Annotated in this window: 13 protein-coding genes; 12 read left to right on the forward strand and 1 reads right to left on the reverse strand. The window is 72.9% G+C overall.

The window, feature by feature from the left end:
* The first annotated feature begins 57 nt into the window (after positions 1 to 57).
* Both ACWD68_RS22520 and ACWD68_RS22525 read left to right on the forward strand, forming a co-directional pair.
* Positions 58 to 1,641 (forward strand): acyl-CoA synthetase, encoded by a 1,584-nt coding sequence (locus ACWD68_RS22520; RefSeq protein WP_451808218.1) that lies wholly within the window; start codon positions 58 to 60, stop codon positions 1,639 to 1,641.
* A complete protein-coding gene (locus tag ACWD68_RS22525; protein ID WP_451808219.1) occupies positions 1,634 to 3,019 on the forward strand; it encodes a carboxyl transferase domain-containing protein in 1,386 nt (461 codons plus the stop codon). Before ACWD68_RS22520 ends, ACWD68_RS22525 begins: the two co-directional genes overlap by 8 nt.
* A gap of 81 nt (positions 3,020 to 3,100) precedes the next feature.
* On the opposite strand, the gene ACWD68_RS22530 is transcribed toward ACWD68_RS22525, so the two are convergent.
* Complete coding sequence (locus tag ACWD68_RS22530) at positions 3,101 to 6,730, reverse strand: S8 family serine peptidase (protein ID WP_451808220.1); 3,630 nt, start codon at positions 6,728 to 6,730, stop codon at positions 3,101 to 3,103.
* Between the two features lie 229 nt (positions 6,731 to 6,959).
* Here ACWD68_RS22530 and ACWD68_RS22535 point away from each other — a divergent pair, with 229 nt between their 5' ends.
* The 10 genes from ACWD68_RS22535 (at position 6,960) to fxsT (ending at position 25,811) form a co-directional block, all read left to right on the forward strand.
* A complete protein-coding gene (locus ACWD68_RS22535) occupies positions 6,960 to 7,493 on the forward strand; it encodes a CU044_2847 family protein (protein ID WP_451808221.1) in 534 nt (177 codons plus the stop codon).
* The gene (locus ACWD68_RS22540) at positions 7,490 to 9,250 is read left to right on the forward strand and encodes a VMAP-C domain-containing protein (RefSeq protein ID WP_451808222.1); all 1,761 of its coding nucleotides are present in this window, start codon (positions 7,490 to 7,492) and stop codon (positions 9,248 to 9,250) included. The genes ACWD68_RS22535 and ACWD68_RS22540 overlap by 4 nt, the downstream gene beginning before the upstream one ends.
* 159 nt (positions 9,251 to 9,409) lie before the next feature.
* On the forward strand, positions 9,410 to 10,423 hold the full coding sequence (locus tag ACWD68_RS22545; protein ID WP_451808223.1) for an AAA family ATPase: 1,014 nt from the start codon (positions 9,410 to 9,412) through the stop codon (positions 10,421 to 10,423).
* Entirely contained in the window at positions 10,413 to 14,579 is a 4,167-nt protein-coding gene (locus ACWD68_RS22550) for an SAV_2336 N-terminal domain-related protein (protein WP_451808224.1), read from the forward strand. Before ACWD68_RS22545 ends, ACWD68_RS22550 begins: the two co-directional genes overlap by 11 nt.
* 172 nt (positions 14,580 to 14,751) lie before the next feature.
* A complete protein-coding gene (locus ACWD68_RS22555) occupies positions 14,752 to 15,789 on the forward strand; it encodes a rod shape-determining protein (protein WP_451808225.1) in 1,038 nt (345 codons plus the stop codon).
* Positions 15,790 to 15,813: 24 nt separating this feature from the next.
* The gene (locus ACWD68_RS22560) at positions 15,814 to 17,514 is read left to right on the forward strand and encodes a GAF domain-containing protein (RefSeq protein ID WP_451808226.1); all 1,701 of its coding nucleotides are present in this window, start codon (positions 15,814 to 15,816) and stop codon (positions 17,512 to 17,514) included.
* Between the two features lie 189 nt (positions 17,515 to 17,703).
* The gene (locus tag ACWD68_RS22565) at positions 17,704 to 17,886 is read left to right on the forward strand and encodes a hypothetical protein (RefSeq protein WP_351538974.1); all 183 of its coding nucleotides are present in this window, start codon (positions 17,704 to 17,706) and stop codon (positions 17,884 to 17,886) included.
* 143 nt (positions 17,887 to 18,029) lie between these two features.
* The gene (gene fxsBH, locus ACWD68_RS22570; protein ID WP_451808227.1) at positions 18,030 to 20,219 is read left to right on the forward strand and encodes a radical SAM/SPASM protein FxsBH, inactivated beta-hydroxylase extension form; all 2,190 of its coding nucleotides are present in this window, start codon (positions 18,030 to 18,032) and stop codon (positions 20,217 to 20,219) included.
* Positions 20,220 to 20,559: 340 nt separating this feature from the next.
* The gene (locus tag ACWD68_RS22575; RefSeq protein WP_451808228.1) at positions 20,560 to 21,873 is read left to right on the forward strand and encodes a TIR-like protein FxsC; all 1,314 of its coding nucleotides are present in this window, start codon (positions 20,560 to 20,562) and stop codon (positions 21,871 to 21,873) included.
* On the forward strand, positions 21,870 to 25,811 hold the full coding sequence (gene fxsT, locus ACWD68_RS22580; protein ID WP_451808229.1) for an FxSxx-COOH system tetratricopeptide repeat protein: 3,942 nt from the start codon (positions 21,870 to 21,872) through the stop codon (positions 25,809 to 25,811). The genes ACWD68_RS22575 and fxsT overlap by 4 nt, the downstream gene beginning before the upstream one ends.
* Positions 25,812 to 25,856: the final 45 nt, after the last annotated feature.

The raw sequence follows: 25,856 nt of genomic DNA on the forward strand, positions 1-25,856 counted from the left end.
TCATCGTGTAGGAAGAGCCTGTCCGTCCCGGTGAAGTCCTCTCGGCAAGGAGTCCCCGTGTTCTCCCTCTTCCCGGCCCTGGTGAGCGGTTCGGTCGCCGACCGGTCCGCCCTGCGCTTCGGTGATCGGTCCCTGACGTACGCGGAGCTGGCCGCCTCGGCGGGAGCGCTGGCCGCCCGGCTCGACGGTGCCGGGAGGGTCGCCGTATGGGCGACGCCGACCCTGGAGACGGCCGTCGGTGTCGTCGCCGCGCTGCTCGCCGGGGTGCCCGCCGTGCCCCTGAACCCGAAGTCGGGGGAGGCCGAACTCGGCCACATCCTCGGTGACAGCGCGCCGTCCCTGGTGCTCGCCGCTCCGGGTGACGCGCTGCCTTCCCCGGCGGGGGCGTTGCCCCGTATCGATGTCGAGGTCGAGGTCTCCGCCACGGGCGCCGGCACCGGCACCAGCACCGGAGCGGGCGCCGTTCCCGGCGGGTCGGACAGCTCCAGGCCGGACGCCTCCGGCTCCGCCGGGTCCGCCGGGTCCGCCGGGTCCGCCGGCGGGGTCACCGACCCCGGCGCCCCCGCCCTCGTCGTCTACACCTCCGGTACCACCGGCCCGCCCAAGGGCGCGGTCATCCCGCGCCGGGCGATCGCCTCGACCCTGGACGCGCTGGCCGACGCCTGGCAGTGGACCGGCGACGACGTGCTGGTGCACGGCCTGCCCCTGTTCCATGTGCACGGTCTGATCCTCGGCATCCTGGGCCCGCTGCGGCGCGGCGGGTCCGTCCGGCATCTGGGGCGGTTCAGCGCGGAGGGTGTGGCTCGGGAGCTGAACGACGGGGCGACGATGCTGTTCGGGGTGCCGACGATGTACCACCGGCTCGCCGAGGCGCTCGGCGAGGACCCCGGGCTGGCCGAGGCGCTGGGCCGGGCGCGGCTGCTCGTGTCGGGCTCGGCCGCGCTGCCCGTGCACGACCACGAGCGGATCACGGCCGCGACCGGACGCAGGGTCGTCGAGCGGTACGGCATGACGGAGACCCTGATGAACACGAGCGTCCGGGCGGACGGGGAGGCCCGGCCCGGCACCGTCGGCGTGCCCCTGCCCGGCGTCGGTCTGCGGCTCGTCGAGGAGGACGGGACGACGATCGCCGGGTACGAGGCCGACGGCACCCCGACCGGCGCGTACGACGGCGAGAGCGTCGGCGAGATCCAGGTGCGCGGGCCGAACCTCTTCACCGAGTACCTGAACCGGCCCGACGCCACCGCCGCCGCGTACACCGGGGACGGCTGGTTCCGCACGGGTGACATGGCGGTCCTCGAGCCCGACGGCTCCGTCCGTATCGTCGGCCGCAAGGCCACCGACCTGATCAAGAGCGGCGGCTACAAGATCGGCGCCGGCGAGATCGAGAACGCGCTCCTCGAACACCCCGGGGTGCGCGAGGCCGCCGTCGCCGGGGAGCCCGACCCCGACCTCGGTGAGCGCGTCGTGGCCTGGGTCGTCCCCCTTGATCCCCAGGCTCCGCCGCCCGTCGACGAGTTGGCCGACCACGTGGCCCGTCGCCTCGCCCCGCACAAACGGCCACGCAGCGTGCGCTTCCTGGACACGCTGCCCCGCAACGACATGGGCAAGATCCTGAAGCGGGCGCTGCCGCGTGACTGACCGGATCTCGGCCCGCGAGGCCATCGCACTGGTCACCGACAGCTTCGCCGAACTCCCTTACCCGAAAGGAGAGTTCGGTCCCGATGGTCCGCTTTCCTGGCAGGGGTACGACGACGCGCGGGCGCGCGCCGCCGCCCGCACCGGCGAGGAGGAGTCGGTCGTCTGCGGCACCGCGACCTTCGGCACGGCGAGCTTCGGCACGACGATCGACGGCAGGGCTCCGCTCGGCCCGGTCACCGCCGTCCTCGTCGCCTTCGAGTTCGGCTTCCTCGGCGGCTCCCTCGGCGAACGCACCGGCGACCGCCTGGAGGCGGCGTACGAGCACGCCCGGACGTACCGGCTGCCCGTCGTCTCGCTCGTCGCCACGGGCGGCAGCCGGATGCAGGAGGGCATGCTCGCGCTGACCCAACTCCAGCGGGTGGCACGGCAGTCGGCGCTCACCCGGGAGGCGGGGCTCGCCCAGATCGCCATCCTGCGGGACCCGACGACGGGCGGCGGCTGGGCCACGCTCGGCGCGGGCGCCGATGTGACCCTGGCGATGCCCGGCGCCCAGGTCGCCTTCGCGGGCTCCCGGGTCCGTCCGCCCGACGCGGACCCTGTCGCGTACACGGCCGAGGCGCAGGTGGCGGCGGGTTCGGTCGACGCCCTCGTGTCGCGGGAGGGGCTGCGCGAGACGCTCGTTCTGTGGCTGGACCTGCTCACCCAGCCCTCCGCCGGGGCCGCGCCGGTCCCGGCCGCGCTGGGCGCGACCGACCCGCCCGCGACCGGCTGGGACGCGGTGCAGCGCGCCCGTGCTCCCGAACGTCCGCGCGCGGAGACCTACTTGGAGGCCTGCTTCACCCGCCGGGTGGCGATCGGCGGGGACCGCTCGGGCGGCACCGACGACGGCGTGCTGTGCGGTTTCGGCCGCGCGCACGACGGGCGGACCATCGCGTACGCCGCCCAGCGCGGGACCCCGACCCGTCCCGCCGGATACCGCACCGCCGCCCGGCTGGTCCGGCTGGCCGGCCGGCTCGGCATCCCGGTGCTGACGCTGGTGGACACCCCGGGCGCCGCGAACGACGCGGACGCCGAGCGGCAGGGGGCCGGTGCCGCGATCGCGGATCTGTTCGCGGCGGTCGCCACCGCTCGTACGCCGGTCACCACGCTGGTGATCGGCGAGGGCGGCTCGGGCGGCGCGCTGGCCCTGGCCGCACCCGGCAACACCTGGGCCACGCCGGACAGTTACTTCTCCGTCATCGCTCCGGAGTCGGCGGCCGCGATCCTCAAGCGGCCCGCCGACGAGGTCCGGGCGACCGCCGACCAGCTCAGGATCCGGCCGCAGGACCTGGTGGAACTGGGAGTGATCCGGGGCATCGCGGAGCGACCCGGCGGGTGAACGGACGGCGGCCGTCGGCTCCCCCCTCCCCGGGGGAACCGACGGCCGCCCGCTCCGGGGGACCGCCGTCGCGACGGCCGGTTACCGCACCCCCACCGCCCGGATGGTCTCCTGGCCCACCGTGCCGCCCCGGTCGTCACGGGCAGAGGCCCGCAGCGACACGAACTCGGCGCCGTGCGGCACGTTCAGGGTGCCCGTCCAGCGCGCCTTGCCGCCGGTGAGCGGAACCGCCTTCCAGGTCTTCCCGTCGTCGTAGGACACCTCCAGCTTTCCGCCGCCGATGGTGCCGGTGTCCGGCGCGCCCTTCACGTACTCGGCGTAGAGGCTCACCGGGATCCTTCCGCCGCGCACATCGCCGGCGAGGTCGGTGTCGATGTCGTAGCCGAGATTGAGGAGCGGGAGGAAGGTGTAGTGGTCCTCGGGGGTGGCCGCCGAGCGGACGGTCCACTCGGTGTGGCCCTTCGTGGAGAGCCTCCAGCGTCCGGGGTCGAGCGTCGTGTCCGTGACGACCTTGTACGTGTGCTCGTCTGCGGGCGCGTCCCAGACGTATCCGGCGGAGCTCTTCCCCTCGTCGACCAGCACACCGTCCTGGTACACCTCGGTGAACTGGGTCATCCCGGTGTCGTCGCTCCACACGTCGCCGAAGCCGGTGTGGTCGGGCCCGGAGTCGCCCCAGCCGGGCGTGTTGAACTGGATCTGGTTGCCCGCTCGTTGCTGGCCCCAGCCGAGTCCGGTACCGAGCCAGGGGTGCCAGACGGGCTTGAACCAGTCGAGGGTGTCGTGGGTGCCGCCCCGGTAGGGGACCAGTCCGCTGCGCTCCTCCAGCGCACCTTCCCCCACGTACACGGACTCCGTCCAGGTCTGTCCGGTGCCGGTGGAGACGTAGTCGGTCCGCTCGGCCGGGTAGTCGACGCGCTCCTGGAAGCCGAGGCCGATGGGGAAGGGGTCGGCGATCGAGTAGCGGAACTCGCTGCCGGAGACGGGCTTCACGGCGTGGAACCTGGTGTCCAGGACGGCCAGTTCACGGCGGTCGGGCTCATAGGTCAGGCTCCGGTTCGGGACGGCGTCCTCGAAGCCCTGCGAAAGGTCGTACACGTAGGGCGTGTTGCGCGTCCCGGTCATGTCGACGGTCCGGGTCGCGCGCAGCCGTGCCGCGTCCGCCGTGCCGACCGTGGCGATCTGCAGCGGACGGTTCTCGTTGTCGTCCGTGCCGAACCAGGCGTTGAGGCGTCCCGCCGTGTCGTCGGTGACGAACAGGGCCTTGGCGCCCGCGTCCTGGGCCGCCTGGGCGAGCGCGGCCGGCTCGACGCCGTCGGTGAGCCGGGCGAGAACGGCCTTGCCGCGCACTCCGGTGAACGGCCCGTCCCCGACGTCGGCCAGCGGCAGCCTGCTGCGGCCCTCGATCAGGGTGCCGCCCGGCTGGGCGAGCGCCTCGCCGACGCCCCGGACGTCGACGAGCGGCTTCCCGAGCCGCCACACGGTCCGGTAGTCGAAGCTGCCCTCGGTGACCTTCCGGGTCGGCGCGGCGAAGACGCTGTCGTACTTGACGGGCACCTGGACCGCGCCGAACAGATCGGAGCCGCCCGCGTTCCGGTCGTACTCCATGAGCAGCTGCCGGGTCTCGGTGCGCCGGTCGACCTTCGCGCTGATCTCCCGCAGCGTCCGCCCGTCCAGGGTGACCTCGCGGTCCTGGTCGAGGGTGATCTGGGGTGCGGCGAGGAAACCGAGGCCGAGCGAGTCGGCGCCGTGGCCGCCGCGCACGTCGAGGAAGGACGTCAGGCTGTACGTGCCGGGCGTGAGCCGCAGCTTCAGCGTGCCGGAGTCGCCGACGTGGGCGGGGTACGGGTCGACGCCCCGCGCGAGCCGCTGCACGGCGAGGTCGGCGGCGGTCGGATCGCCGTCCCGGTCCTTGACGCGGACGGTGAGCGTGTACCGCTCCTCCTCCTTGACCAGCCCGAACGCGGTGTGCGCGACCGGCGTGCCGTCGACCGAGGCCACGATCCGCCCGGAGGTGTTGCCCACCGGCGCCTTCGAGCCGTCGCCGGTGACCGTGGTGGACGCGGTGCCGTGCGCGGGAACCGTGAGCCTGGTGTCGGCGAGGGTGGCGACACCCTCGCCGGCCCCCTCCGCGGCGAGCGTCAACTCCACCGCCGCGTCGGAGGAGTTGGTGTAGGTCACTGTCCTGGCGACCGGCGTGTTGTCCTCGTACGGCCAGCCGTGGAAGCCGAGATCGGCACTGCCCGTGGCGGTGACCTTCGCCGCGATCGCGTCCGGAACGCTCACCCGGCCGGAGCCCAATCGATACACGGAGGCGTCGAGTTGCTTCGACGTCGACATGAGCGCGTCCTTGAGCCGGGCGCCGGTCCAGTCGGGGTGCTCCTCGGCGAGCAGCGCGGCCACGCCCGCGACATGCGGTGTCGCCATCGACGTACCGCTCATGGAGGTGTAGGAGCCGCTGCCGTCCACCAGCCCGGAACGGGCTGCGAGGATGTCGACGCCGGGCGCGGAGAGGTCGGGCTTGAGCGCGTTGTCGCCGTGGCGCGGCCCGGCGCTGGTGAAGTACGCGGCCTCGTCGGCGGAGTCCACGGCGCCGATCGTCAGGGCGGAGTCGGCGGCGCCGGGCGAGCCGATGGACGAGGGGGCGCCGGTGTTGCCGGCCGCGATGACGAAGAGGGCGCCGGTCTCCTTCGAGAGGGTGTCGACGGCCGCGGCCATGGGGTCGGTGCCGTCGCTGGCCTCGGTCGAGCCGAGGCTCATGGAGATCACCTTGGCGTGCACGTCGCGCGCGGCCCACTCCATTCCGGCGATGATCTGCGACTCGCTGCCCGAACCCTGGTCGCTGAGCACCTTGCCGACGGCGAGCGTGGCCTCGGGCGCGACGCCCTTCTCCGTGCCGTCGGAGGCGGCGCCGCTGCCGCCCACGGTGGAGGTGACGTGCGTGCCGTGCCCGTTGCGGTCGGCGACCTCCTGTCCGTCGATGAAACTCTTGGTCCGCGCGACCCGTCCGGCCAGATCGGGGTGGCCTGTGTCGACGCCCGTGTCGAGAACGGCGACGGTCACGCCCTTGCCGGTGAGCCCGGCCTCCCAGGCTTTCGGCGTGCCGATCTGCGCGTTGCTCTCGGCCATGTCGGCCTTGACGCGCCCGTCGAGCCAGACCTTGCCGATCCCCTCCTGGCGGGTGATCGACCGCCAGAAGGTCCGGCCCTTGTCCGCGGCGACCGCGGCGCCCCGGATGCTGGACAGCGAGCGCGTCCGCTCGGCCCCGCCGGGGGTCGTCGCCCGGGCCTTCGGCTCGTACGTCACGATCAGCGGCAGCTCGTCCGTCCTCTGGTCGGTGAGCCCCTGCCGTATCAGCTCGCTCACGTCGAACAGCCGCCGGTCCAGGGTGCCCGCCCGCAGATACGGCAGCGCCTCGTCCGGTACGACGGTGACGGCGCCGTCGGCCACCTGAGTGCGCACGGCTCCGGTGGCCCCCCGGGGGCGCACGACGGAGACCGTCCTCTTGCCGCCGCCGACGTCGGTGACGGTCACCTTGTCGCCGGTCACGAGGGTGACGGTCCGGGCCGCGGCGGCGGCTCGCGCCGGCACCGGGGTGCCGGGGGTCCCGGTGCCCCCCGTGTCGAGCGCGCCCGCAGGCCCGGTGGGCAGCAGGGCGAGCACGAGCCCGGCCGACAGCAGTGCCGCCGGACGTCTCACTGGTCCTCTGGTCATTCGTGCCCTCTCTCATCGGCCGTGCCCGCGCCGGGCAGGGGTGGCGCCCGGGGCTTGCGAAGAGTGTCGGGGGGCTTGTGTTGCGGGGGTGTTGACGGAACCTGGCGGGAAGGTGCCCTGGCGGCTTCCCGCCAGGACAGGCGGGTACGAGCCGCGGAAACCGGGACAGTCCCAAGTGCCGTCCGGAACAATGTCGGTGCTCGGGAGTCACGGACAACGGGGGAGCGCCATGGACGGTTTGGTGGAGTTCAAGACCGATGACGGGGCGCTGGTCGTCGTCGAGGCGGTGGAGGACGGGTCCGGTTCCCGGCTCGTGGCCCGCGACGACGGCACGGTGCAGGCCACGCGCACCTTCGAGGGCGCCCTGGAGGGCGTGCGGGCCGCCGCGCAGTCGGCACTGCGGGTGTTCCGCGACGGGAGCCTGCGGCCCGACTCCGTCGAGATCGAGTTCGGGGTCAAACTCAGCGCGGAGGCGGGCGCGTTGATCGCGAAGAGCACGGTCGAGGGACATCTGGTGGTCAGGCTCTCCTGGACGCCGGGAGAACCGGACCCGGGTGGCAGAACCGTCCCGCCGTCCGCTTCGGGCACGGCATCCGGAACTTCGTCACGGACGGGAACAGGGACGGGAACGGGGACGGGAACGGGGACAGGGACGGGCGATGTGTCCGGCACCGGGGCAGGGACGGGGGCAGGTTCCGTGTCCGGGACCGGTGCGGGGCCCGAATTCGGGACCGGTGCGCACGGGACCGCCGTACGATCATGAACAGCGCCTCGTGGCACGCCAGGATCACCTGCGGACGGGAGACCGGCGCGGGCTTCCTCGTCACCGAGCGACACGTGCTGACCTGTGCCCACGTGGTGGCGCGCGGCGGTTCGGAGGAAGTACGCGTCTCCTTCGCGCGGGGCGGCGAGTCCCTCCCCGCGAAGGTCGTGGCGCACGGCGGCTGGGACGGGCGGGACACCGACCCCGGCGATGTCGCGGTCCTCGAACTCGACCGCTCCGTACCGCTGAGGCCGGCGGAGTTCGCCGCGCCGTCGGACGCTTTCGGCGATCCGCCGCGCAGGCTGGTGGCGTACGGATTCCCCAAGCGTTACGAGGAGGGGACCCTCGCCGAGTACCGGGCCACCGCGGACCAGTTGATCGCGGGCGAGTGGGTCCAGCTGGAGGCCTGGGTGGCGCACGGCCAGCCGCTCGCGCCCGGTTTCAGCGGGGCGGCGGTGACCCTCGCCGACACCGGGCGGGTGGTGGGCATGGTGTCCGCCGCCGCGCGGGACCCCGGGATCCGCAACGGACGGATGCTGCCCGCGCACGTCATGGCCCGCTACTGGCCGCGGCTCGGCGAGCTGATACCGACACCGGAGTACGGGCGTACGGAGAAGGAGCGGCTGCGGGAGCTGGTGCTGGCGCGGGCTCCGGAGTTCGACGGACGGCCCGAGTGCAGCCCGGAGCGGCTGTACGGCGATGCCGTGGGCCCGTTCGGGCCGCCGCTGCCGGAACGGCGGTTCCGGTCGCTGTGGGACGCGGCCTGGTATCTGCTCTCCGAGGTGCCCGACACCGGCGCCGTCGCCCGGTTCGCCGCGCGGCTCGCCGACTTCACCGAGGACGCGCCGACGCGGGGCGCGCTGCGGGCCTGGCCGTCCCGGGCGTACGACCGCCGCCCCCGGCCGCCCGTGACCCCTCCGGGCCCGCCCGCCGCGGGGGCACAGCCCTGGTCGCCGATCCTCGTGGAGATCGCGCCCAGCGGTTCGGGCGACCACCAGTTCCTCGTCGAGGTCTCCGCGTACAACGGCCGGCACCGCCGCGTCGTCGGCTCGCGCGCCCTGCCCGCCGACCGGGTGCGCGGCTACGCGCTGGAGCGCATCGACGAGGCGTACCACGAACTGGAGCCGGGGGCACGTGAGTTGATCGCCTTCGTACTGCCCCGCCGCTGGCTCAACACCGATGTGGCGCACTGGCAGCGCAGTGCCGACGACGACAGCCCGCTCGGCTCCTTCGCGCCGCTCGTGGTGATGGACCTGGAGCGGCGGCGCAGCGGCGGCCTCCAGCACAAGCTGCTGCAGAAGTGGCAGCGGCTCGACGGGCAGTCCGCGGCACCGCTGCACCGCATCGGCTGCGGGGCGCTCGGGCAGGATCCGGTACGGCTGACCATCGGGCTGCGGCGCGGCGCCGACATGGTGGGCTTCGCCTCCCCGCCGCGCGCGCAGGGCACCCGCCGGCTGTTCCAGGCGAGCCTGAACGCGGCGGTCCCGGTGATGCTCTGGCCGCGCAGCGGCTGCCGCGGCGAGCACCGGGGCGGGGCGCACGAGGACTGCACGGGGGCGGCGTTCCTCGACCGCCTCGCCGCGCATCTGGCGGATCTGCCGCCCTCGGAACTCCCCTCGCACATCCATGAGTTGCGCGAGACGGCGTACGCGGACGACGGTCCCGAACCGCACTGGGCGTACGACCTGGCGCTGCTCTGGGAAGACCCCAGATGCCTGCCCGACCCGGTCGGCTATCTCCACTCACCGGTCGGCTGAGCACCCGGGGACCGCGAAGGGAGAGCAGGAGGGAAAGCAGGCAGACAGGCGAGCGAGGGAGCACGGCAACGAGTCGGCCGAGCGCCGGTACGCGATGTGCCGGGCGCGGCACGCAGGTCCGAGGCCGGTCGCACGGCCGGTGAGCAACGAGGAGAACGCATGTCCCTGTGGCCCGTCTACACGGGTGGGAGCGAACCCCACGACGGCATCGCGAAGCTGCCCGCGCCGCCGCCGTGGCGCGACTTCGACGGCGGACCCGAGCTGGACACTCCCGCCGAGGACGGCGACACCTCGACCGCCTCCCCGGACCGCAGGCACCGCGCCCGCACCTACCGGGCCACCGACCGGACCGTCCAGCTCGTCAACGCGGCGCTGTACCTGCGCCGCCCCCTGCTGGTGACCGGCCCGCCCGGCAGCGGGAAGTCCTCCCTCGCGTACGCGGTGGCACGGGAGCTGCGGCTCGGGCCGGTGCTGCGCTGGAACGTCACCAGCCGCACCACGCTGCACGACGGCCTCTACCAGTACGACCCGCTCTCCCGGCTGTACGCCGCCGGTCGCGCCGCCACACAGGAGATCCCCGCGGACAGCGAGCTCCAGGACCATCTGCGGCTCGGTCCGCTCGGCACGTCCCTGCTCCCCTACCGACGCCCCCGCGCCCTGCTCATCGACGAGATCGACAAGAGCGACCTCGACCTGCCGAACGACCTGCTGAACATCCTGGAGGAGGGCGAGTACGACATCCCGGAGCTGGTCCGGGCGGCCCGCCACACGCCCGCCGCCGAGGTGATGGTGGCCGGCACGGACGAACGGGTCACCGTCTCCCGCGGCCGGGTCCGCTGCCGCGCCTTTCCCTTCGTCGTCCTGACCAGCAACGGCGAGCGCGAGTTCCCGCCCGCCTTTCTGCGCCGGTGCGTCCGTCTCGAACTCCACCAGCCGCGCGACGCCCACCTGGAAAGCATCGTCCGTGCCCACCTCGGCGAGCCCGACGCCTACGCCCGTGACCTGATCAGCCGCTTCCTCTCCCGCGGCACCGGGGGCGAACTCGCCACGGACCAGCTCCTGAACGCCATCTATCTGACCGGCGCGGCGGGGATCGACGCGGCGTCACGCGACGATCTCGCCGAGCAGCTGATGCCCTACCTCAGCAGCACCCGGGACGACGATGAGTTCTGAGGCCCCGGGCACCCCGACGGGCCCGGGACCCGGCAGCCCCGCCGGCCCGGGGCAGAACACCCCGGCGGACGCGGCATCCGGCTCCCCGGCCGGTCCGGGGCCGTGCGGCCCCACGACGGACTCGGGGCCCGCTCTGCTCGCCGAATTACTGGGGCGGGTCGTCGGCGGGGAGTCGCCGACCTCCGTGGAGCTGGCCGAGCTGCTGTGGCTCGCGGGGCACGTCGAAGGGCCCGCAGCCGCGCCGCCGGGCCGGCCCCCGTCGGACGGGCGTCCCGCCTCTCCGCGTACGCCCCCGGAGACACCGGCGCGGACGGACGTGCCGCCGGGCCCGCCCCTCGGGGACCCGCCCGCGGGCCCGGACCGCCCGGACGACGCCCGCGTACCCCTGCGTCTGCCCGGCTCCGGATCACCCGACCGGGACGCGAGCGGCTCCGGCGGCGACGCGGCGGACGGCGGCCCGGGAAACACCCCGCACACCACACTCCTCGCCCCCGCTCCCCCGATGCTGCCCCACCCGCTCGCGCTCCAGCGCACCCTGCGTCCGCTCAAGCGCCGGGTGCCCGCGCCCGTCGGCCACACACTGGACGAGGAGGCGACCGCCCACCGGATCGCCCGGCTCGGCGCGGCGCCCCGGTGGTGGCTGCCGGTGCTGCGCCCGGCCACCGAGCGCTGGCTGACCCTGCATCTCGTGCACGACACCGGGCCGACCATGCCCGTCTGGCGCCCGCTCGTACGCGAACTGCACACCGCGCTGGCCCAGTCGGGCGTCTTCCGCACGGTGGAGCTGCACCAGCTGACCGCCGGGGGAACGGTACGGCGGCCCGGCTCGCAGGAGTCGTACGCGGACGGCCGTACGGTCACCCTGCTGGTCAGCGACTGCATGGGCGCGCAGTGGCGGGGCGGCCCGGCGGGCACCCGCTGGTACCGCACGCTGCGCCGCTGGGCGGCCCGGATGCCCGTCGCCGTGCTCCAGCCGCTGCCCGAGCGGCTGTGGCGCACCACGGCCCTGCCCGCGACGACCGCGCGCCTCACCGCCCCCCGGCCCGCCGCCCCCAACTCCGCCTACACCGTGGACTCCTACGCCTCGGACGACCTGCCCGGCCCGGGTTCCGTGCTCGCGCTTCCCGTCCTGGAGCCGTCCGCCCGCTGGCTGGCGAACTGGTCGTCGCTGGTGGCCGGCGGCGGCCGGCTCCCGGGCTCGGTGGCGATGCTGGACACCGCTCCGGCGCCCGCCCCGCTCGACGAGCACGGCCGCGGCGACGTCGAGCGGTTCTCCGCGGAGGAACTCGTCCTGCGGTTCCGCTCCATCGCCTCCCCCGAGGCGTTCCGGCTGGCCGGTCATCTCGCCGTGGGAAGACCGGAGTTGCCCGTGATGCGGCTGGTGCAGGCCGCGATCGAGCCGAGCCCCCGGCCGCAGCACCTCGCCGAGGTGATCCTCAGTGGTCTCCTGAGCGCCGGCCCGTCGGGCCCGCCCGGCTCGTACGTCTTCCGGCCCGGCGTGCGCGAACTCCTGCTGCACACGCTGCCGCGCACCGCGCACAGCCGCACCAGTGAACTTCTGGGCCGGGTCGGCGCGTTGATCGACGCACGGGCCGGGGTGGCCGCCGGGGAGTTCCCCGTGGTGGCCCCGGGACCCGGGGACGCGGCGGCCGACGGCGAGGCGTTCGCGTCGGTGCGCGAGGAGAGTGTGCGACGGCTGGGAGGTGGAACCCCGGCCCCGACCGGAGGGCTGGTGCTTGGCCGGTACCGGCTGGTCCGACGCCTGGGCCGGGGCAGGCAGCTGATGCTGGCCGAGGACACCCGCAGCGGCCGGACGGTGGTGGTGCACACCTACGCGCCGGCCGAGGACCGTCGGTTCCTTCAGGACGCCGGCGCCCTCGCCGGTGTCGAGCATCCCAACGTCCTCACGGTGCACGACTTCGGCATCGAGGAGAACGTCCCTTATCTCGTCACGGAGTTCACCGAGGGACTCACAGTGGCGGAACTCACCGCGGAGGGCGGCTTCGCCCTGCCCTTCTCGCTGCTCGCCCCCCTGGCCCAGCAGCTCGCACGCGGTCTCGGGGCCGTGCACGAGCGGGGCGTCACACACGGCAGGCTCACCCCGAACGGCCTGATCGTCCGGCCGGACGGCACTTTGAAGATCACCTACTTCGCGCTGGGGACCGGCCGGGACCCCGACCCGTCGAAGGATCTGCACGACTTCGGCCATCTGCTGCGGGAACTGACCAACGGAGTGGGTTCCGGTGAACTCAGCGCGGTACCGGGCGAGTTCAGGGCCCTTCTGTCCGACGTCCTCAATCCTCTGACGTCCTCGGACCTCCAGGCCCAGCGGCGCGGCATGGGCCTCTTCTTCACACCGTCCTTCGCCCAGGTGCTGGAGGCCGCCGAGGCCGCCCGCCACCGGTACCGGGTGCTGGGCCGGGTACGGATCACCCAGGGCGACCGCCCCGTCCGCACCCTGGCACCCCGGCAGCAGGCCCTGCTCCACATGCTGCTCCGGGCCCGCGGCCGGCCGGTGACGCACTCCGACCTGACCGAGGGGCTGTGGGACGGGCGGCCCCCGCAGCGAGCCGCGCGTCTCCTGGCCGCACACGCTGCGGCCGTCCGCGAGGCCCTCGGCCCCGGCGTCCTGGCGAGCACCGCGGACGGCTACGCCCTGCACGCCGCCCCCGACTGCGTCGACCTCACCCTGTGCGAGGCTCTCGTCGCCCGCTCGAAGACCCACCGGGACGCGGACGACCTGCCGGCCGCCGCCGAATGCGTCCGGCAGGCTCTCGACCTGTGGACCGGTGACCCGGTCGACGGCGTCCCGGGCCCCGCCGCCGAGGCGGCCCGCGGCCGGCTCCGCGCCCTGCGCCTCACCCTCTGCGCCACCCGCGCCGAACTCGACCTGGAGATGAACAACTTCAGGCGTGCGGCGAGCGACCTCGGCGAACTCCTGCGGTCCCACCCCAGGCGCGAGGACTTCCGGCGGCTGCACATCCTCGCGCTCAAGGGCCAGGGCCGCGTCGCCGAGGCCATCGAGTCGTACCGGGCGTACGAGGACCTCCAGGCGCCCAGCGAGCCGAACCCCACCCTGCTGGAGCTGTACCACGAGCTGCGGGCCGCGCCGGAACGCGGCAGCCCCGTCATCGCGGTCGAGTACACGGCGGAATCGGGTGAGGATCCGCACACCCACGGCGTGCTCGGCCGGACGCTGGCCTGGCTGCTCTCCCTGAGCGACATGGCACCGAACGAGTACGAGCTCCTCGGCCGCGACAACGGCTATGTCGTGATCACCGAGCCCGAGGCTTCCGTAGTGACCGCACTGAACGCGGTGCTGCGTGAACTGCCGGGTGCATTAATGGAGTTGGAGGAGCCTCCGAAGATCCGTGTGACGTTCTGGCACACCGCGCTGTTCGCCCGCGCGGGCAGCCCGACCGTGCCGCCGGAACTCCGTCCCGAACTGGAGCGTCCCGAAGCGGACATCATGGTCGTGCTCTCCCCCGTTCTGCACGAGGAGCTGATAAGCGGCGGCAGCACCGCGCCGCCCCCGGACCGCTTCCGCCCGCTGTACCGGCAGCCGTCGGCGGACGGCCCCGCCGTCGCCTGGTACTGCACCCTGGATCTCCCGGAGCGCCTCCCGGAACTCGAACCGGTGCGACGCGACCTGGTCCGGGGCCCGTTCACCACCCGCGACCTCACCCGGCTCCGGGGTGCGGAGCAGGGCCGCACCGCCGTCGTGCACACGGACCCGGACAACTCGCTGACCCTGCTCGACCTCGACCGGCCGCGGGGCAAGCGCCCGCCCCGCTCCCTCATCACGTACTACGAGGTCGACCTCACCACCCATGGCGCCGCGCACGAGCTGCACCTGCCGAGCTCCGGGCACAGTTCGTTCGCCGCCTCGGTGGAGCTGTCCTGGCACGTGGACGACGCGGTGGCCTTCGTGCGCGCCGAGACCCACGACGTGTCGAGGCGGCTCCTCGACCACCTCCTCAAGGAGGCGGGGCGCATCACCCGCCGTCACCCGCTGCGCCGCGCGGGCGCGGCCCAGCGAGCGGTGCACGAGGGGCTGCGCCGCTGGCCGGTACCGGGGCTGTCGGTGGCCTGCTCGGTACGACTGCGGGAGAGTACGCCGCCCCCCGGGGCGCCGCCCCCGGCGTCAGGTTCATGATTCCGCACCCCCGCGGTGCCCCGGCCGGTATCCGAGCGCCGCAGGACCACCCGTCCGGCGGCACCCCGCCCGGCCCTCCAGAAAGAGCGCCCGCCGCCCGGCGCGCGCAGGATGCGAGAGAGGACCGCCGCCCGGCGGAGCCCCATGGTCTGCGCTCTCGGGAGGACCTGCCATGACCGCCAGTCTGGAGCAGCTGCGCCGCTGTCACTTCGCCGTCGACCTGGGCGCCGCGAGGACCCGTGTGTATGTGAGGGGCGCGGGCCTGGTCGTCGACCAGCCGAGCGTCGCCGCGATCAACACGAGGACGGGCGCGCTGATCGCGGTCGGGGAGTTCGCGGAGAAGATGACGGGCCGTACGCCCGACTACATCCGGGTGGTGCGTCCCGTGTCCGGCGGCACGGTCGTCGACATCGACATGGCCCAGCGCATGCTGCGCCATCTGCTCGGTGACAAGGTCCGCCGCACCCTGCGCCGCAAGCCCCGGCTGCGGGCCGCGGCCTGCACCCCGCACGACGCGGACCCGCTGGCGCAGCGCGCCACGATCGAGACGCTGGTCGGGCTGGGCGCGCGCCGGGTCGAACTCGTCGACACGCTGATCGCGGCCGCGGTCGGCTGCGGACTGCCCGTCGAGCGGCCCGAGGCAACCATGATCATGGTGTGCGGGGCCGCCGCGACCCAGCTCGCCGTGCTGTCGCTGGGCTCGATCGTCACCGCCGAGCGCATCCCGGTCGGCGGCGAGGCCGTCGACCACGCGATCGTGCAGCACCTGCGCCACCAGCACGAGCTGATGCTGCCGAGTCAGGCCGTACGGCCCCTGCAGGTCGCCCTCTCCGGGAACGGGCTCACCCCGCACGGCCCGGCCCTGACCGAGATCCACGGGCGGGACGTGGCAACCGGCCTGGCCCGTTCCGTGCAGGTCGACACCGCCGCCGTACGCATGGCGATCGAGACGCCGCTGACGGCCGTACTGGACGGCATCGGCAAGGTGCTGCGGTCCTGCCCGCCCGATCTGGTGGCCGACCTCGCCGACCGCGGGATCATGATGGTCGGCGGCAGCGCGCTGCTCCCCGGGCTCGACCAGATGCTGCGGCAGGCGACCGGAATGCCCGTCCACATCGCCGAGCGGCCCGACGTCTGTGCCGTCCAGGGCCTCGGCTACATGCTGGAGGGCAAGATCGCGCCGCTGATCCTGGACCCGCTGGCGCGCTGACGCCCCGGCGTCCGAGAGCCTCGCATGACCGACCCCGTGCCGGGATTCCCGCTTCTCCTCGAAGCGGTCCTCAGCGTCGGCACCGAACTCGAACTGCGGGCCACGCTCCAGCGGATCGTGGACGGCGCGGCCGAGCTGACGGGGGCCCGGTACGCGGCGCTGGGGATGGCGGACCCGGGCCGGGACGGGCTGGTCCGGATCCGTACGGCGGAGCCGCGCCCGGCGGAGACCGGGCCCGGGCACCGGCACCGTGATCCGCACCCGGCGGAGCCGGAGTCCGGCCCCGGCACCGGTTCCTCCGCCGGCCCGCTCGACGCCGGGGCCGGGTCCTCCCCCGGTCCCGAGTCCCCGGACTCGCCCTGGCCCTCCCGGTCCTCCCGGTCCTCGCAGTCCTCCGCTTCCGACATCTGCCTGGACGTCCCCATCCGGGTCGAGGACGAGGTGTTCGGAAACCTCTACCTCGCGGACAAGTCCTCCGGCACCTTCACCGGTGAGGACGAACAGCTGGTGCGCCTGCTCGCCACGCAGGCCGGTATCGCGATCGCCAACGCCCGTCTGTACGAGACGGCCCGGCAGCGGGAGCGCTGGATCGAGGGCGCCGCCGCCGTCACCACCGCCCTGCTCAGCGGTGGGACCGCCGACGACGCGCTGGTGACGGTCGCCGAACGCGCCAGGATCCTCGCGGGAGCCTCGGCGGGCATCGTCCTCCTGCCCACGGAGGAGGGCGGCATGGAGATCGTGGCCGCCTCCACCCACGAGGACCCCGAGGGCATCGTGGGCGCCACCATCGCGCCCGGCAGCCCCGTGCTCGAACAACTCCTCGGCGGGGAGCCGGTCTTCATCGACGACTCGGCGACCGACCCGCGGATGACGACGCCCGTACGGTCCCGGTTCGGGCCGAGCATGATGCTGCCCCTGCAGACCGAGGGCCGCCTCATCGGCACGCTGGCCCTGCCGCGCGGGCGCGGCGACCGCCCGTACACGCCGGTCGAGCGGCGGCTGGCCACCCAGTTCGCCTCACAGGCCGCGCTCGCGCTCGTCCTCGCCGACGCCCGGCACGACCGGGAGCGCCTCGCGGTGTACGAGGACCGGGACCGCATCGCCCGTGACCTGCACGACCTGGTCGTGCAACGCCTGTTCGCGACCGGCATGATGCTGGAGTCCACGCTGCGCAGGAGCCGGACGGAGGGGACCGGCCACAGCGCCGCTACGGAGGACGGGCGTGGCCGGGGCCCCGGCGGTGAGGACTCCGGCGGTGAGGGCCCCGGCGGTGAGGACTCCGGCGGTGAGGGCTCGGGGGCCGAGGACGTGCGCGCCGCGCTCGGCCACGCCGTCGACGAACTCCGGTCCACCGTGCAAGAGGTCCGGACGGCCATCTTCGCGTTGCAGCAGCCGCCCGCCGACGCGCCGACCACCTTCCGCGGCAAGGTGCTGCGCGAGACCGCGGGCGCGGCGGCCCTGCTCGGTTTTCAGCCATCCACCCGGTTCACCGGCGCCGTGGAGAACCGGGTGGCGGAGACCGTCGGCGCGCAACTCGTCGCCGCGCTGCGCCGTGCGCTGGCCACCGCCTCGCGCCGTGCCGGGGTGTCCCGGATCGAGGTCTCCGTCGACGCCACGGTGACCCTGCCGGACGGCCGGCCCGGTGTCCGGCTCACCGTCCGGGACGACGCCCCCACGAACGGCGGTGACACCGGCACGACGCTCACGTGGCAGTCACCGTTGTGAGCACCCCGCACCCGCCGAACTGACGTCTTGCCCCGCCGTCCCGCGAGCCCGGGGATTCACACGACCGGCCGCGTTCCAATTGCGGAAATCCCGGCGCAGGATTGATGCTGTAATCCTGAAGTTTCCGTTGCACGATAGGTCCGGCTGGTACCCTCCGCCAGTAGCTACCCACCAAGCGAAAGTCCTAAAATGAACCTTCCGGTGACGCAGGCGACGCACCGCTCCGCCGCCCCCAAGTCCATGCGCCGGCCGCACACTCCCCTGTCGGCCATCGACCCGCTCGGGACTGCCGCCGTAAGGTCCGCCGGACGAGTGACAGACATCCCGGGACGCCGCCCGGGCAAGCCGATCACCTTCGACTCGGCTCTCTAGACGTAGCTGCTCCGCCACGGGCGCATCCAGCGGCTCAAGCCGCTCCGGTGCGCCCGTCCGCGCGCCCCGGAGCCGTCAACCGCCTTGAAGGATCAAGGAGTTCGCGGTATTAGCGGCGCGCCCCCGGCACTACGCTTGACCGGGTGAAGCTCCAGCAACTCGTCCTCAAGATCCACAGTCGATGCGACCTCGCCTGTGATCACTGTTATGTGTACGAGCATGCCGATCAGAGCTGGAAAGGGCGCCCGACCTTCATTTCCGAAGAAACGCTCGGGAAAGTGGCCCGGCGATTCGCGGACTATGCGGAGGAAGAGAAACTCTCTTCCGTTTCCGTGATCCTTCACGGTGGCGAACCCCTTCTCGTGGGTCCCGTCCGCATGCGAAACATTTGTGCGGAACTCGTTCGCACCATCACCCCGGTGACCGCGCTCGATCTCCGTATTCACACGAATGGCGTGCAGCTGAACACCCGGCATCTCGAGGTGTTCAAAGAATTCGACGTCAAAGTCAGCATCTCCCTCGACGGCGACCGCGCCGCGAACGACCGGCACCGGCGCGACCGCCGCGGACGCAGCAGCCACGACCGGGTGCTGCGCGCGATCGGCCTGCTGCGCAGACCCGAGTACCGGCACCTCTACAGCGGCCTGCTGTGCACCGTGGACGTGGCCAACGATCCCGTCGCGGTGCACGACGCTCTCGCCTCCCTGCACCCACCTCGCATCGACTACCTTTTGCCGCACTCCACCTGGGACAGCCCGCCGAACCGGCCGGCCGACTCCCCCACCGGCTACGCCGACTGGCTGCTGAGGATCTTCGACCGCTGGGACGGGCAGGGCCGCACCGTCGGGGTGCGGACCTTCGAGTCGGTCCTCAGCACGCTCCGGGGCGGGCCGCCGCTGACCGAGGCGATGGGGCTCGCGCCGAGCGACCTCGCGGTGGTGGAGACCGACGGCACCTTCGAGCAGGCCGACTCCCTGAAGACGGCCTACGACGGCGCCCCGTCCACCGGCTACGACGTCTTCCGCCACACCTTCGCCGAGTTCGCCCGGTATCCCGGGGTGCGGGCCCGCCAGCTGGGGCTCGCGGGTGTCAGCGCGACCTGCCGCCGCTGCCCGGTGATCGAATCCTGCGGCGGGGGCCTGTACGCCCACCGCTACAGCACCGGCCACGGCTTCGCCAACCCGAGTGTCTTCTGCGGTGACCTGCGGGCCTTCGTCGACGGTGTCGCCGAACGCATCACCGACCACTCGCTCAGTCCCGCGGTCCACGACCGTGACGAACTCGGCTACGCACAGGAGGAGTTGGTCCGTCACCTGATCCCCGTCGTGGCCGCCCGGCACACCGGCGAGCCCGGCTGGGACGAGGTGTGGCGCGCCTTCCTCGACCTCGACGCCGACCCGTCGACCGCGCCGTACGTCGACGAGATCCTCGCCCATCCGTATCTGCACACCACGCTCAAGAACTGTCTGCACGGCAGACTCACCGGCCCGGCGCCGCTCGCCTGCGCCGTCGTCGTCGCGGCCTTCAACGCCCGCGCCGACCTCGAACTCGGCTGGGACCAGCCCACCGCCGAACTGCACCTCCCCACCCTGGGCACCCTCGCCCTCCGCGAGCCGGGCCCGGTCACCGTCTCGGTGAAGGCCGGTGAGCTTCGGGTGCGCACCCACCGGGGCGACGAGTACACCTCCGGTGAGGCCTCCACCGGGTGGCGGCCCCTGCGCACCGTCCCCGTCACGGACGGCACCCGCCTGCTCGTCGACGACGCGGACCCCCTCCGCGACTGCTACCCCGTGCCCGTCGCCCCACCGCTGGGTGCCGACGAACTCGACATGTTCACCAAACGCCTGCGCATCGCATACGAGTTGATGGAGGAGAACGGTCAGGTCCGGCAGGACGGCGCCAACGCGCCGCGGCTGACCACCATCACCCCGCTCACGGCCGGAACGGGCGTACGGCTCGGCGCGCACGGGCTCGGCGCGCTCGGTCTGGCCGTCGACTTCGAGCCGGACGACTTCGTACGGGAACTGCCGCGCGCGGGCCGTCTCGCGCGGCTCTCCGCGCTGCGCGAGACGGCCGACCTGAACGTGCCGGGCAACCGGGCCGGTCAGCTGCTCGACGAGGCGAGCCACGCGCTGGGCGACGCCGACTACTGGGCGGGCGAGGCGGACCGGCGTGCCGCCGCGCTGGAGCGGGCGGGCCGCGCCCTGGAAGATCTCGCGGCCCGCCCCGAACGCGAACTCACCGAAACGGGAGCCGCGTTGGCGGCGGAGCTGCGCGACGAGCTGGCGAGCGCGCGCCTCTCCTCGGCCGACCCGGCCGGCCGGCATGGGTGATGCGGCGGCGGGCGTGCCCGCCCGGTGCGTAAGGACCCCGCCGGGCGTCCGTACAGGGCGGACCGCCGCCCCACCGGCCGCGGCCCGCGCCCGTCCGGCGGGTCTCCGGGGCCGATCGGGGCGCGCTGCCGCGTGATCTCGCGAAGGAACGGGAAATGGCGGGGAGACCGGTGCGGCTCTTCGGGATGCGGGAGGCCGTCGATCCGCTCGGAGTCCAGATGTCTGGATATCGCCAGGGTTTGACGTGAAAGAGGCGACCCGTGCGGGCCCGCGGTCGGGAAGATTGTTGGTTCCGGCCAGGTGAACATCCCGTAGGGGCTCATCCACAGCAGGGGGGCGCGTGGACATACCTGAACGGGCATCGGACAACCGGCCTTATTTTTTTCTGAGTTACGCCCACACACCGGCCTGGGGGCTGGGCGGCGGGGATCCGGACCACTGGGTGCAGGTCCTCTTCACCGATCTGTGCGACCACATCATGGCTCTGACCGATCTGCCGGCGGGGATTCCCGCCGGGTTCATGGACCGGGAGATGCGCTCGGGGGACGGCTGGCCGGAGAAACTCAGCGAAAATCTCGCCACCTGCCGGGTGTTCGTGCCGCTGTTCTCGCCGCGCTACTTCACCAGTGAGAGTTGCGGCCGGGAATGGTTCGCGTTCAACGAACGTATTCTGCGGGCGCGGGCGACCGGGACCGGTGCGGTGCAGGCGATCGTCCCGGCCCTGTGGACGCATATCGACCTCGCCCAACTCCCCGATTCTGTAAGGCATATCCATGTGGACCACGCCCAGTTCGGCGACCGCTACGCGGCCAACGGGATCTACGGTCTGATCAAGCTCAACCGGCTGCGCGACGAGTACGAGGAGACGGTTCTCGGGCTGGCGCAGCGGATCGTGCAGATCGCGCAGGAGTCTCCGCTGCCCTCCAGCAGACCGCGGCCCTACGAGCGCACGCCGAGCGCGTTCAAGCCGCGGGGCGAGGGCCCCCGGCGCATTCATCTGACGGTGGCGGCGCCCACCCGGCACACCATCCCCGAGCATCGGGACGTCCGTCCGTACGGCGAGGACGCGCAGGACTGGAATCCGTACCACTCGGAGTCGACCCGTTCACTGCCCTCCCTCGCCGAGGAGCTGATCCGGTCGCTGGACTACCGGATCACGGTGTCCTCCTTCGACGACGAGGCCACCGGCGGCGACCTGGAAACGGACGACTCCGAGAAGACGGGGCCCAGCCACCCGGGGATCCTGCTCATCGACCGGTGGGCGCTCACCGACGAGGAACGGGCGCGCAGGCTCAAGGCGTTCGACGCCGGCGCCCGCCCCTGGGTCAGCGCGATCGTCCCCTGGAACCGGGCCGACATCCAGTGCCACGGCGAGGAGGGCCGCAAGCTGGCGGCGGATCTCGAACGGACGCTGCCGGTGATCCTGGACCGGGGGCGGCGTGCCGACTGCCGCTCCGCCGTCAACGGCGTACCCACCCTGAAGGCCTTCACCGACGTACTCCCTGTCGTCGTCGCGCACGCGACCCGGCAGTACCTCAAGCACGCCGAGGCACATCCGCCCGCGGGTCCGCCGATCAGCCGACCCCGTCTGATGGGCCCCACCCACCCGCCGCTGCCCGAAGGCGGATCCGACCACGGAGGAGAAGAAGCATGACGGCCGTGCAGGACGGACGGATCATCACCTTCTACTCGTACAAGGGAGGCACGGGCCGCACCATGGCCCTGGCCAACACGGCCTGGATCCTCGCGGCCAACGGAAAGCGCGTCCTCGCCGTCGACTGGGACCTGGAAGCCCCCGGCCTGCACCGCTTCTTCCATCCCTTCCTCAATCCCAACGCACTCGCGGCCACCACCGGTGTCATCGACATCATCAACGAGTACGCGTGGGCGGCGACCACCGGAACCCAACGCTCCGGCCAGTGGCACCGGGACTACGCGCGCGTCGAGCAGCACGCCATCTCGCTGACGCCCGAGCGGCTCGGACTGCGGTTCCAGGAGGGCGGTTCCCTCGACTTCCTCTCCGCCGGGCGCCAGGACCGCTCGTACTCGGCGAGCGTGTCGTCGTTCGAATGGGACAACTTCTACGAACGCCTCGGCGGCGGGCTCTTCCTCGACGCGCTGCGCGACGACATGAAGACGTCCTACGACTATGTGCTGATCGACAGCCGCACCGGACTGTCCGACAACGCCGACATCTGCACCGTGCAGATGCCCGATGTGCTGGTGGACTGCTTCACGCTCAGCGACCAGTCCCTCGACGGCGCGGCGGCCGTGGCCCGCAGTGTCGAGGACGGCTACCGCACGCGCAAGATCCGGGTCCTGCCGGTGCCGATGCGGATCGACGAGGGCGAGAAGGAGAAGGTGGACGCCGGCCGGGCGCTGGCCCGGCTGAAGTTCGACGGGCTGCCCAAGGGGCTCGGCGGGGAGGAGCTGGCCGGCGAGGAGCTGACCGCCTACTGGGGCGCCGTCGAGATCCCGTACCGCCCGTACTACGCCTACGAGGAGACCCTCGCGACCGTGGGCGACGAGAGCGGGATCGCCAACTCGCTGCTGTCCGCCTTCGAGCGGCTCACCGCGGTGATCTCGGACGGCGAGATCACCGGCCTGCCGGCGGTGCCGGAGCCGGTGCGGCTGCGCTGCCGCGACGCGTTCCTGAGGCGGCGGCCGATGACGACCGCGGCCGACGTGGTGATCGCGTACACGGCGGAGAACCGCGTCTGGGCCGACTGGATCGAGTCGCTCCTCAAGCGGGCCGGCTGCAACGTCACCCCGCACGACATCGCGAGCGGCCCCGTCGAGCATCCCGACCCGGCGACCCGCACCCTCGTGCTGCTGTCGAAGGCGTTCCGCAAGTCGCGCCACGCGGAGCCAGTCTGGCGCGCCCTGGCCGACGCCGACGGCGAGGCCTCGCAGGGCACGATCGTCCCGGTGCGGGTCGACGAGGTCCATCTGCCGCAGTACTACCTCGACCGCAACCCGGTCGATCTGCACCGGCTCGACGAGACGCAGTGCGTCAGCTCCCTGCTGAGCGCCCTGGAGCTGCCGGGCCGGCCCGTCGAGGGCAGCGCGTCCGGGCCCCGCTTCCCCGGCAGCACCCCGGCGATCTGGAGCGCGCCGCAGCGCAACAGCATGTTCACCGGGCGCGATGTCATCCTCGACCATGTCCGCGACCAGCTCGGCAGCGGCATCTCGGTCGTCCTGCCGCAGCCGCAGGCACTGTACGGACTGGGCGGCGTCGGCAAGACCCAGGTGGCGCTGGAGTACGTGCACCGGTTCATGGCCGACTACGACCTGGTGTGGTGGATCTCCGCCGAGGACCCCGACAACGTCGTCTCCTCGCTCGCCGAACTCGCCGCCCGCATCGGCGCGCCCAGCGCCGAGGACATCAACCTGGCCAGCCAGGAAGCCGTGCGGATGCTGGCCCGCGGGGCACCGACCAAGCGCTGGATCCTGGTCTTCGACAACGCCGACGACCCGGCGCAGCTCAAACGCTTCTTCCCGGAAGGAGGCGGTGGGCACATCCTGGTCACCTCCCGCAACCAGGCCTGGGCGCAGCAGGGCGCCTCGCTGCCCATCGACGTGTTCCTGCGCGAGGAGAGCGTCGAGCACCTCACCCGGCGGGCCTCGGGGCTGAGCGTCAAGGAGGCGGAGCGGGTGGCGACCGCGGTCGGCGATCTGCCGCTCGCGGTGGAACAGGCGGCGGCCTGGCTAGCGGAGACGGCCACCCCGATCGAGGAGTATCTGCGTCAGCTCGCCGAACAGACCACCGAGGTGCTGGACCTGAACCAGGCCGTCGACTACCCGAAGACGGTGGCCGCGACCTGGAACATCTCCATAGCCCGGCTGCGCGAGCGCTCCCCGGCCTCCGTACGGCTGCTGCAGCTGTGCGCGTTCATGGCGGCCGAGCCGATCTCCTCGCACCTGCTCTACAGCAAGGAGATGATCGACGCTCTGCGGCCCTACGATCCCGCTCTCCAGGAGAGTCTGCTGCTCGGCCGGGTGATCCGCGAGATCGGCCGGTTCGCGCTCGCCAAGGTCGACCAGGTCAGCAACAGCATCCAGGTCCACCGGCTGGTGCAGGCCGTGATCCGCTCGCAGCTCAGCGAGGACGAGCAGCGGCAGGCCCGGCACGTGGTGCACACGGTCCTCGCGGGCTGCCGGCCCGACGGCGACGAGCCGATCGACGACCCGGAGACCTGGCCGCGCTTCGCGGTCATCTGGCCGCACCTGCCGGCCTCGGCCTCCGACGCCCGCAACTGCACCGAGGCCGGAACCCGCAGGCTGCTCATCGACCGCGTCCGCTATCTGTGGAAGCGCGGTGACTTCCCCGGTGCCCAGGCGTTCGCCGAGGACCTCCTCGAGCACTGGAAGCCGATCCTCGGCGAGGACGACGTCCAGTATCTGTACCTGCGGGCCCAGCTCGGCAACGTCCTGCGCTCCCAGGGGCTCTACGTGGAGGCCCGTGAGATCAACACCGAGCTCCTGGAACGCCAGAAGCGGGTTCTCGGGCCCTCGCACCCCCATACGTACGTCACCATGTCCAGCCTCGCCAGCGATCTGGCGGCGCTCGGTGTGTACGAGTCGGCGGTGGAGTTCGCCCGCGAGGCGCACGACGGCTTCAGCCAGATCTTCCACGAGTCGCACCGGCGCACCCTCAGCGCCGCCAACAACCTCGCGCTGGCGCTGCGCATGGTCGGCCGCTACGGCGAGGCCCGCGTCCTGGACCAGGAGACCTTCGACCGCCGGGTCGAGGTGCTCGGCCCCGACCACCCGTACACGCTCGCCTCTGCGGCCCGGCTCGGCCGCGATCTGCGCGAGGTCGGCCGCTACGCCGAGTCGGTGTCTCTCCTGTCCCGCGCCTACGACGCCCACAAACGGATCCTCGGCAAGGGGTTCCCGGGCACGCTGAGCTGCGCCAAGTCGCTCGCGGTGTCGCTGCGCCGGGCGGGCCAGCTCGAGGACGCCCGCCGGCTCACGACCGCCACGCGCGGCCAGTACCGGCAGCAGTACGAGGCGCCGACGCCCGACTCGCTCGCCTGCGACCTCAACATGGCCGCCGACCTGTTCGCCGCGGACGAGCGGGAGGCCGCGCGGGAGGTCGCCCGTGAGGCCCTGGCGGAGTACATGAAGGTGCCGGGCGAGGCCCATCCGTACACCCAGGCCGCGCTCAACAACCTGGGGATCTTCCACTGGGGCTGCGGCGACACCGAGGAGGCGGAGAAGGTGTTCCGCAAGGTGCTGCGCCGGATGGGCGAGGTACTCGGAGAGAAGCACCCCCACACCCTGTTCACCGGCATCAACTACGCCAACGTCCTCGCCGACCAGGGCCGTCTCCCCGAAGCCCGAGAACTGGAGGACAACGCCATCCAGACCCTCCGCGGGGTGCTCGGGCCCCACCATCCGGAAACCCTCGCCATAGTGGCGAACACCGGACTGACCCTGGCCGCGCTGGGCCGCAAGGACGAGGCCCGCCGCATGCGCGCCGAGGCCCTCGCGGAGCTGCGCTCGCTCCTCGGCGACGAGAACGGGATGACCCGGGTCGCCGCGGACGACCGCCGCATCTACCGGGACCTGGAGCCGCTGGCGGTGTGAGGGGACCCGGATCCCGGGCACCGGTGGGGCCGGCCATCGGCTCCT

It is taken from the genome of Streptomyces sp. NPDC005141, assembly GCF_053599975.1.

Bases quoted from the DNA above. Each gene is read 5' to 3' on its own strand.
- ACWD68_RS22530 (WP_451808220.1), bottom strand. From the start codon at position 6,730: ATGACCAGAGGACCAGTGAGACGTCCGGCGGCACTGCTGTCGGCCGGG.
- ACWD68_RS22535 (WP_451808221.1), top strand. From the start codon at position 6,960: ATGGACGGTTTGGTGGAGTTCAAGACCGATGACGGGGCGCTGGTCGTC.
- ACWD68_RS22540 (WP_451808222.1), top strand. From the start codon at position 7,490: ATGAACAGCGCCTCGTGGCACGCCAGGATCACCTGCGGACGGGAGACC.
- ACWD68_RS22545 (WP_451808223.1), top strand. From the start codon at position 9,410: ATGTCCCTGTGGCCCGTCTACACGGGTGGGAGCGAACCCCACGACGGC.
- ACWD68_RS22550 (WP_451808224.1), top strand. From the start codon at position 10,413: ATGAGTTCTGAGGCCCCGGGCACCCCGACGGGCCCGGGACCCGGCAGC.
- ACWD68_RS22555 (WP_451808225.1), top strand. From the start codon at position 14,752: ATGACCGCCAGTCTGGAGCAGCTGCGCCGCTGTCACTTCGCCGTCGAC.
- ACWD68_RS22560 (WP_451808226.1), top strand. From the start codon at position 15,814: ATGACCGACCCCGTGCCGGGATTCCCGCTTCTCCTCGAAGCGGTCCTC.
- ACWD68_RS22565 (WP_351538974.1), top strand. From the start codon at position 17,704: ATGAACCTTCCGGTGACGCAGGCGACGCACCGCTCCGCCGCCCCCAAG.
- fxsT (WP_451808229.1), top strand. From the start codon at position 21,870: ATGACGGCCGTGCAGGACGGACGGATCATCACCTTCTACTCGTACAAG.